The 8633-nt window shown below is 44.8% G+C and carries 8 protein-coding genes and 1 pseudogene; all 9 read left to right on the top strand.

The window, feature by feature from the left end; genetic code table 11:
• A pseudogene (locus CAG60_RS12760) lies at positions 1-141 on the top strand (IS4 family transposase); the annotation flags it as partial.
• A 138-nt stretch (positions 142-279) separates the two neighbouring features.
• Positions 280-489, top strand: a complete 210-nt coding sequence (locus CAG60_RS12755) for a DUF3283 family protein (RefSeq protein ID WP_004396839.1) — start codon at positions 280-282, stop codon at positions 487-489.
• A 77-nt stretch (positions 490-566) separates the two neighbouring features.
• The gene (locus tag CAG60_RS12750; RefSeq protein WP_040905215.1) at positions 567-1286 is read left to right on the top strand and encodes a YebC/PmpR family DNA-binding transcriptional regulator; all 720 of its coding nucleotides are present in this window, start codon (positions 567-569) and stop codon (positions 1284-1286) included.
• Between the two features lie 75 nt (positions 1287-1361).
• Complete coding sequence (locus tag CAG60_RS12745) at positions 1362-2225, top strand: NAD(P)-dependent oxidoreductase (protein ID WP_161439085.1); 864 nt, start codon at positions 1362-1364, stop codon at positions 2223-2225.
• A 510-nt stretch (positions 2226-2735) separates the two neighbouring features.
• Entirely contained in the window at positions 2736-3566 is an 831-nt protein-coding gene (locus tag CAG60_RS12740; RefSeq protein WP_161439084.1) for a helix-turn-helix transcriptional regulator, read from the top strand.
• 144 nt (positions 3567-3710) lie between these two features.
• A complete protein-coding gene (locus CAG60_RS12735; RefSeq protein ID WP_161439083.1) occupies positions 3711-4430 on the top strand; it encodes an AzlC family ABC transporter permease in 720 nt (239 codons plus the stop codon).
• Complete coding sequence (locus tag CAG60_RS12730) at positions 4427-4744, top strand: AzlD domain-containing protein (RefSeq protein ID WP_161439082.1); 318 nt, start codon at positions 4427-4429, stop codon at positions 4742-4744. The genes CAG60_RS12735 and CAG60_RS12730 overlap by 4 nt, the downstream gene beginning before the upstream one ends.
• A 253-nt stretch (positions 4745-4997) precedes the next feature.
• On the top strand, positions 4998-6716 hold the full coding sequence (locus CAG60_RS12725) for a PP2C family protein-serine/threonine phosphatase (RefSeq protein WP_161439081.1): 1719 nt from the start codon (positions 4998-5000) through the stop codon (positions 6714-6716).
• Between the two features lie 157 nt (positions 6717-6873).
• The gene (locus CAG60_RS12720) at positions 6874-8547 is read left to right on the top strand and encodes a DUF342 domain-containing protein (protein WP_161439080.1); all 1674 of its coding nucleotides are present in this window, start codon (positions 6874-6876) and stop codon (positions 8545-8547) included.
• Positions 8548-8633 lie beyond the last annotated feature (86 nt).

Genomic DNA, 8633 nt, shown 5'->3' with positions numbered 1-8633 from the left:
CCTAAGCGCATTACTCACTTGCAGGAAGAGGCGATACACCATGTCTTGCCCATTAAACGAGAAGAGCGGATATATCCGAGAGCAATAAAACCAAAGGCAAAGAAATACCCCAATAAAAAGAAAGCCAGTCAGCTTAACTGACTGGCATTAGGCTAAGGCCGCCCTTTATTTTTGATGATTTCTTGGCTTAAAGCAGCCCAAAGCGCGATTTTGACTCTTAATTTTTACAATTCCTATGCTATATTTCGCATCACGTTTTTACTGATTGTGGGTTTACTAATGTCTTTTAACCTTGCGTTGCTGGATGCGGAGCAGAAAAACAAGATAGAGCTTGATAAACAGGCCTCTTTTTTAGTTTGGCAGATCAAGCAGGCTAAATGTGGACCGGAAGCGATCACTAAGCAGCTAGCCAAACTGAACTCTGAACAAGAGAAAGCTTGGTTTCAACAGTCAGTAGATAAGTACAAACGAGTAATGGGCGTAGCGTAGCGTTCATGATTAAACAGCCAAGATCACTCTTGATTGCTGTAACCATCGTATTTAATTGAATAAGAGAGAAGATCCCGATGGGAAGAAGTTTTGAAGTGCGCAAAGCCTCTATGGCGAAAACTCAAGGCGCAAAAATTAAAGTTTATTCCAAGTACGGTAAAGAAATTTACATGTGTGCAAAAAATGGTGGCACAGATCCAGATATGAACTTATCTCTTCGCCACCTGATCTCTAAAGCGAAAAGAGATCAAGTTCCTGGCCATGTTATTGATAAAGCGTTGGATAAAGCAACAGGCGGTGGCGGTGAAGATTATCAACCTGCCCGCTATGAAGGTTTTGGCCCAGGCGGCGCAAGCGTGATCGTTGATTGTTTAACCGATAACGGTAACCGTACTTATCAAGACGTTCGTCAATGCTTTGTGAAAACTGGAGCGAAAATTGGAACTCCAGGCGTCGTTGCACACATGTTTGATCATCAAGCGGTCTTTCAATTCAAAGGCAGTGACGAAGAGGCGATCCTTGAAGCGCTGATGATGGAAGACGCCGATGTGACGGATATTGAGTTAGACAACGATGTGATTACCGTGTTTGCACCTCACACCGAGTTTTTCAAAGTAAAAACGGCATTGGCTAATGCTTTTCCTGATTTAGTCTTAGATGTTGAAGAAATCACCTTCGTACCACAAAATCGTACCGCTGTGACGGGTGAAGATGCTGAAAAATTCCAGAAATTCCTCGATTTACTGGATGACTGTGACGATGTTCAGCAGGTTTACCATAACGCTGACGTTGAGTAATTATTAATAGCCGAGCTTGTCTCGGCTTTTTTACGTTTTTAGCATGTCAATCTTATTCAATATAGGGAAATTATCATGAAAGTCAGTTTTCTTGGTTTAGGTGTGATGGGTTATCCGATGGCTGGGCATTTAGCCAATGCGGGTTTTGAGGTGAGTGTTTTTAACCGTAATCAGCAAAAATCCATTGCTTGGTCTCAGCGATTCTCTGGCCGCGCGGCAATGACCATCGCTGAATGTGTCGCTGATGCTGATGTCGTGCTGATGTGTGTCGGTAATGACGATGATGTCCGTAGCATTACGCTTGGCCAGCATGGCGCGCTATCAGCAATGAAGCCAAATGCTATGTTAGTCGATCACACTACGACGTCCGCTGAGCTTGCCCGAGAGCTTGCACAAGCGGCCAAAGAGCAGGGAATAAGCTTTATGGATGCTCCGGTCTCTGGTGGACAAGCTGGCGCTGAGAATGGGCAATTGACCATTATGTGTGGTGGAGAGCAAACGCTATTTGAAAAGCTACAACCGGTTTTTGCCGCTTATGGTCGTTCTGCAATACGGATGGGGGAGGTTGGTCAAGGGCAAAGTGCGAAGATGGTCAATCAAATTTGCATCGCTGGCATCTTAAATGGACTGTCTGAAGGCTTGTTATTAGCTGAAAAAGCAGGCTTGGATGTTCCAACCATGATCGCTTGTTTAAAAAATGGCGCCGCAGGCTCTTGGCAAATGGAGAATCGTGCAATCAGTATGGCTGAGAACCGCTTTGATTTTGGTTTTGCTATTGATTGGATGATCAAAGATCTGCAGTTTTGTCTGGATGAGGCTGAGCGTCATGGCTTGTCTTTACCGATGACGGAAGCAACGGCGCAACGTTATCGTGATTTGTCTGCTCAGGGACTTGGCCGGATGGATACCTCGGTTTTAATCAAAGCTCTTAGGGACTGATTTTTACCGCTAACGACTCTCAGCCATCATCGATGATGGGAGGACAACACAAAACAATCGAAAGCCCAGCATCATGCCCAAACAAAACATTCTACAAGTTTGATTTGGGCATTGATGTATTTATTGTTGGTTGATCGCTAATACCGCAGTGAGATAAACCGGTAATACCGAAACATCAGTCATGTTGAAAATCTTGCTAAAGCAGTAAAGCGGCGGATTTTATAAGAGACATACCGCCATTTCCATATGAAAGATAATCCAAATAACCTCATTTCTAGCCAGAGATATTATACCCAAGCTACTTAGATTTGCAGGTAGGCGGCAAGCGAGTTCATCCTCGTGAGCATAGACACACTACGTGATTGGGAGGAACGAAGCCAACACCTCTGCAGCTTCAAGTAGGAAGGGGATAACATAATGTGGATTTTGATTGGTGTAAAAGCGCAATTTTGTACAAAAACTTCTCCGTACTTTGCAGTAGACTTCTAAGGTAAACTACAAGGAAGCATGATGAGTGACTCAGCAGGCAAAAGTAAAGAACAAGCAAAATTTCAGATTGCCGATGAATTTGGCGGCCTAGAGTTGCTTGATGCCCAATACGAAACGCAGAATTTTTCTCGCCACAGCTATGAAGGGTATACCGTTGGTGTGATTGAGCGCGGCGCTCAATCTTTTTATCGCACCGGCGGCAATCATATTGCGCCGCAAGACAGCATTATTTTAGTCAACGCCGATGAAGTGCACACCGGACACTCTGCCGTCGAAGGCGGTTGGGCGTATAAAGCTATGTATCCACTGCCTGAGCAGTTTGCCACGGTCGCCAACGAGATTGGCGCGAATACAGGCGCACCTTATTTTCCACAAGCGGTGGTGTATGATCCTGAGCTTGCAAGCCAACTGCGCTTAGTATTTGAAACCCTTGAAAAATCGACTAACCGCTTGCTGCGCGAAACCTTAATTTACGCCAGCTTAGTCAAGTTGATGACGCGCCATAGCCGCACCGCTCCAAAAGCCGAACAACTGATATCTGCACTACGGCCATTACTGCTGGTTAAAGAGTTTCTGGATGATTTTCCACAGGCCGATGTCTCGCTCGAAGAGCTAGCACAACTGGCGGGATTAAGCCCTTTTTATCTGGTGCGGACGTTTCAAAATCAGTTTGGTTTGCCGCCACACGCTTATCAAATCCAAGCACGTTTACGCCTTGCCAAAAAACTCTTAAAACAGGGGTTGAGTATTTCAGATACCGCGCAAGAGTGCGGTTTTCATGATCAAAGCCATCTGCATCGCCACTTTAAAAAAGCGCTCGGTATCACTCCCAAACAGTACGCCAAACCGTAGTTAAGCGACGCAAGATTATCCAAGATCGCCAGCTTATCCCTGTGCTTTGATAATCCCGAACAATATCAAACAACGTTTTATCTAAACGATTGATCGCTTAAGGTAAAAAAGGTATGAGGTTTTCTCCTATGAATTGGAAAAAGTATGAATAGCCAAGTGTTAACCATTGATGATTCACCTACCCCCACGCGACTGTTTTGGCAGGGCACAGTCGCTATGCTGCCGTTGAGCATTGCGGTGTTGCCTTGGGGGTTACTGACAGGTTCGTTTGCGATTGAAGCGGGCTTATCCGTTGTCGAGAGCCAAGCCTTGTCGGCGATCTTGTTTGCTGGGGCGGCACAGTTAGTCGCTATAGGCATGTTTAAAACGGGTGCGGGGTTACTGAGTTTGTTGATAGCAACTTTGTTTATTACCTCACGCCATTTTTTGTACAGCGTATCGATGCGCAGCAAAATCAGCCGATTGCCCTTACGCTGGCGGCTCACGTTGGGATTTTTACTCACCGATGAGCTGTTTGCGATTTGCGGCGCGCAGTCTGATAAGCAGTTTAATCGCTGGTATGCGTTAGGCGCAGGGCTGAGTTTTTATCTGATTTGGAATTTGGCCAGTTTGGTCGGGATTGCCGCGGGCAGCTATTTACCCAATCTCAATCAGTGGGGATTGGAATTCGCTGTTGCCGCCACGTTCATCGCGATTGTGATCCCGAATATCAAAAGCTGGCCAGTGCTCATTTCGGTACTGACAGCCTTGGTGTTATCGGTGTCACTCACCGTGATGGATATTGAAGGCAGCCTGATGTTTGCCAGTATTGGCTCAATGCTCGCTGGCTACGGTGCTGAACGTTTATTAGGAGCTCGCCCATGATCATGCTTTCAATACTTTCCATGACAGCACTGGTGTTTCTTAGCCGTTATCTGTTGCTTGAACCTAAGCTGCCACTGCGTATTAGCCCGACATTGCAGCGTTTACTTAGCTACTCAGGGCCTGCGGTACTGACCGCGATTTGGGCGCCGATTGTGTTTATGCCTGAAAAAACATTGTGGCTAGAGTGGAACAACCCCTATCTTCTCGCCGCACTACTTTCTGGTTTACTGGCTTGGTTAAGTAAAAATGTCCTGCTTACGACAGTCGTTGGAATGAGCACTTTCTTACTGCTAAAGCTAGTGGTGCTTGCCTAAGCCCGCTAGCAACGGGCTTAGTCTAGGTTGGGAGAGTTGGCTAAAAGTCAGGTTAATAAATCATTGGCTTCTTCTTTTGATCAGCAAAGCTATTCGCTCTAACTCATAAACTGAACTATATTTTTATGCATAGGGTTTGTTACTCTTGCGATGTTCTTGGCTCATTTTTATCGATAGAGCCGATGAAATAGCTAAGGCTAACAGGCCTTAATCGTCTAAAAATGAATAACACGCACAGTCAGTGAGGCCGAGTATGAGAGTGTTGATCATCGATGATCATGCGACCAACCGAGAATTGTGCCGTATTATGTTGAGTCATATTACGCCGCATGTTGATCTTTTTGCCGATGGTCAGGGAGTGGTCGCGGCAATGAAAAAGATGGATCCTTTACCCGACATTATTCTTCTCGATGTGATCATGCCAGTAAAAGATGGCTTTACTACCGCAAAAGAGATCCGTACGGCTTTTCCTGATCAGCATATTCCTATTTTGTTTCTCACGGCATTGGATGATCAAGACTCTTTTTCTCGCTGCCTTGCTCTCGGTGATGATTTTATTCCTAAACCAATCGAAAAAAGTGTCTTATTAGCCAAAATACAGGCGCACTATCGGATTGTCAAAATGCATCAGCAACTGATCTTGCAGCGTGATCAGTTACAAATATTCCAAGATCAAGTCCAGCATGATTACTCGGTAGCAGAGTCGATTTTCAGTAATTTGGTCGAAGAGATGAGCGCACAAATCGAACCGATTTATGGTATTCATTACATCTCTACGCCTTCAACGATTTTTAACGGTAATTTGATCTTGGTGGCTCGGCGTCGTTATGGTGGAATTTATGTGATGATCGCCGACTCTAGTGTCGATGGGTTGCCTGCTGCGATTGCTAATATTCCTGCGACTCGCGCTTTTTTTGCATTGGCGGAACGAGGTTGTGCATTAAGCGAAATGGTTGTCGAGCTTAATCAAGAATTGGCAACGTTTTTGCCCCCAAGTATTCATGTTGCGGCTCATTTATTTGAAATACACTCCAACGGTTTTGAAATCTCTTGGTGGGGGGGAGGAATGCCTGACGGTTATATATTATCGCCGAATCGTCAGTTGGTGAAACGCTTGGCATCGACACATCAGCCCTTAGGTGTTCTACCGAGTGAAATGTTTCGTTGTGATATCAAACACTTTAAACTCTCACCAGGGCAGAGTATTGTCTGCTGCACGAAAGGGGTTATTGAAACTCGTCATCAAAACGGCGAAGTGTTTGGTCGACAACGGCTGGAAACATTATTGACACAAGCATCGACTCAATCGTTCATCAGCCTGATTGATTCGGCGGTGCACGCTTTTTCACCAGCAGGGCAAGATGAAGATCTCTCTATCCTTGCCATGTCTTTTCCGATCATTAATGCCCAAAATACTCAGCCGACGCTCGGTTCTTCTCCCAGTTTAATTCCTTGTAAAAGTGAACTCTATTTTTCCGCTTCGGTATTAAAGCAGATCATCGTCATGAATGAAGTTCGTTTATTTTTAAAAGGGATTATTCAAGTTGGCGATCATCTGGATTTTATCTGTTCAATTTTATCGGAACTGTTTACGAAGATTATTGAACAAGGTTTACTTGGTTTATCGACGGCTCTCAAAAGTCATCCTGACGGTTTTGTGCTTTACCACCAACAGCGAGAGCAGTTGCTTGAGGAATTAGCTGACGATTACTGGATCCGTTTTCAGGTCGATTATCAACCTCAGCAGCAAAGGGTGTTGTTTATTCTCGAACATAATGGGCGACCGTTGACAGACGTTAATACTGAGCAAACGGAGTTGACGCATGATGATCAAGATTTACTATTTGCAACCGAGTTATGTGAATCGATTCGTTATATAAACCACGGTCAGCAAATTCAAGCCGTATATCGTTTTGATACTCGGTACGCTTTTCCAGACGTCTCTGTGGTCATAGAGGATTACGAGCATTAAACGAATGTCGAGGTCTGGTCTTTAATATGGCCTTTTTTTAACTTAAAGCCGATATCCAGTGATGGGGGCCTTAATTTGAACATCGAATTATTTAGTGATTCAGACATTTTTTATACACTGCTCTTTAACCCAAAGAGATGCAGTAAGGTTGAGTATTATGTGGAAGGATCTGATTACTCTCTCGGAAGACAAGAGTCGCGTTATTGCGCGCTTACCGAGCGATAGCAATGCAAACCCTGAATTAGCTCAAACGGGATTGAGTGAGTCTTTAGCTCGATTAGGAGCAGGTAAATTCCATTTGCTCGAAGAGGCGGTGAATCGTTTTATCAATTGTGTCAAAGAAGGTAAAAAAGAGGCTCGTGAAGGCATCATCATTGCTGAAAAAAGAAATGCGGCTGTTGAAGTCGTCTTGAGTGAGCAAGATATGCTGGCCAGTATGGTGGTCACAGGCGCTTATGGGGGGCGTGGTCTTTATGGCAGTGAGTTAGTGCATGCTTTAGCGCAAGCTTATGTAATTAAAGGCATAAATAAACAAGCTTTAAAAAAAGTCTTACTGGTGAGTAAAACCTTAAAACCCGGAGAAACCTTTACTCAACCGATTGCTCAGGGTAAAGCGCCGATTCAAGGTCAAGACGTGCAATTTGTCCCTTTAGTGGATGATGTGACAACCCGCATTTTAGCTCCGCAAAAAACGGCCGATCCGCATAAAGTCGATATGAGAAATCTGGGAGAAACAATCACCGTCGAAGAAAACGATCCAGTGATGCGTCGTAAGCCTGCAACTCAGGGTGAGCCGGGTTTTACCGTGTTGGGGAAAGTCATTCCTGCTAAACCGGGTAACGAAGGGGTACTGGTTGCAGGTAAAGGGACACACATCTCTCCTGATGATCCTAATTTGTTGTTATCCAGTCTATCTGGAATGCCGATCATTAAGAATAAAACGGTCGATGTAGAAAGCGCCTTGTGTCTAAATAACGTCAGTGTCGCAACTGGTCACGTGAAATTTAAAGGCAGTGTGGTTATTGCCGGAGATGTTGAGCCGGGAATGATTGTCCGCGCGACGGGGTCTATTGTGATCGGCGGATTTGTTGAATCGGCAGATGTACAAGCTCAAGGTGATATCGAGATCGGTAAAGGAATTATTGGCCATACGGTTTATGATGATGAAGCGAAAACCTGTGTGGTCAAATCGGGAGGCAGTATTAAGGCCAATTATGCCCAGTTTTCTGAGTTACAAGCCGCGGAAAATATCCAGCTTTCTGTGCATAGCCTGAGCAATGATATTCGCTGTGGGGGCGATCTAACCGTTTTAGATAAAGCGGAAAAACAAGGCACACTCAGCGGCGGTAGTGCGAAAGTTGGCGGAAAAGTCGTGTGCTTTAATCTAGGAGTAGAAGGCGATGCGGCCACTGCGCTTGAAGCATTTGCTCGCTATGGATGGTACCGTGACCGAATCGCTAAACATAAAGAGTATTATAAACAAGCTCAAGAGAGCACGATGGAAGTCATTCGCCGGGAATTAGAGTTTAAAAAGCGTCCTAAAGCCGAGCGTAATGAGGAAGAAGCGTCACAGATTGATCAGCATAAGGCGCAATCAAGTGAACGGATGGAAAAAGTGAAGGTGGCGGTAGACTTATTAAATGAAGAATTTGAACAGATGTTGGAAATCAATACCATTGAAGTTAAAGGCAAGGTCTTCACTCACGTGACGATTCAATATGGTGATGAAAAAGTGGTCACAAAGCGAGTTCATGGGCCTTCGATGATTATTTTTAATCAACATGAGATTAAGTTTTCCTCCAAATTGGATCAAGAGGATATTGGAATTTAAGCCAGAGACTCTGCACGGTGAGAGTTCGACGGGCGAAATCAATCCGTTCTACTTGAGATCGTGAGGCTATCGGCGCACAATCATAG

It is taken from the genome of Vibrio sp. V33_P6A3T137, assembly GCF_009904835.1.
GTDB classification, from domain to species: Bacteria; Pseudomonadota; Gammaproteobacteria; order Enterobacterales; family Vibrionaceae; genus Vibrio; species Vibrio metschnikovii.
Note: the sequence above shows the minus strand (reverse complement) of the source record. Positions and strands in the feature narration are given on the sequence as shown.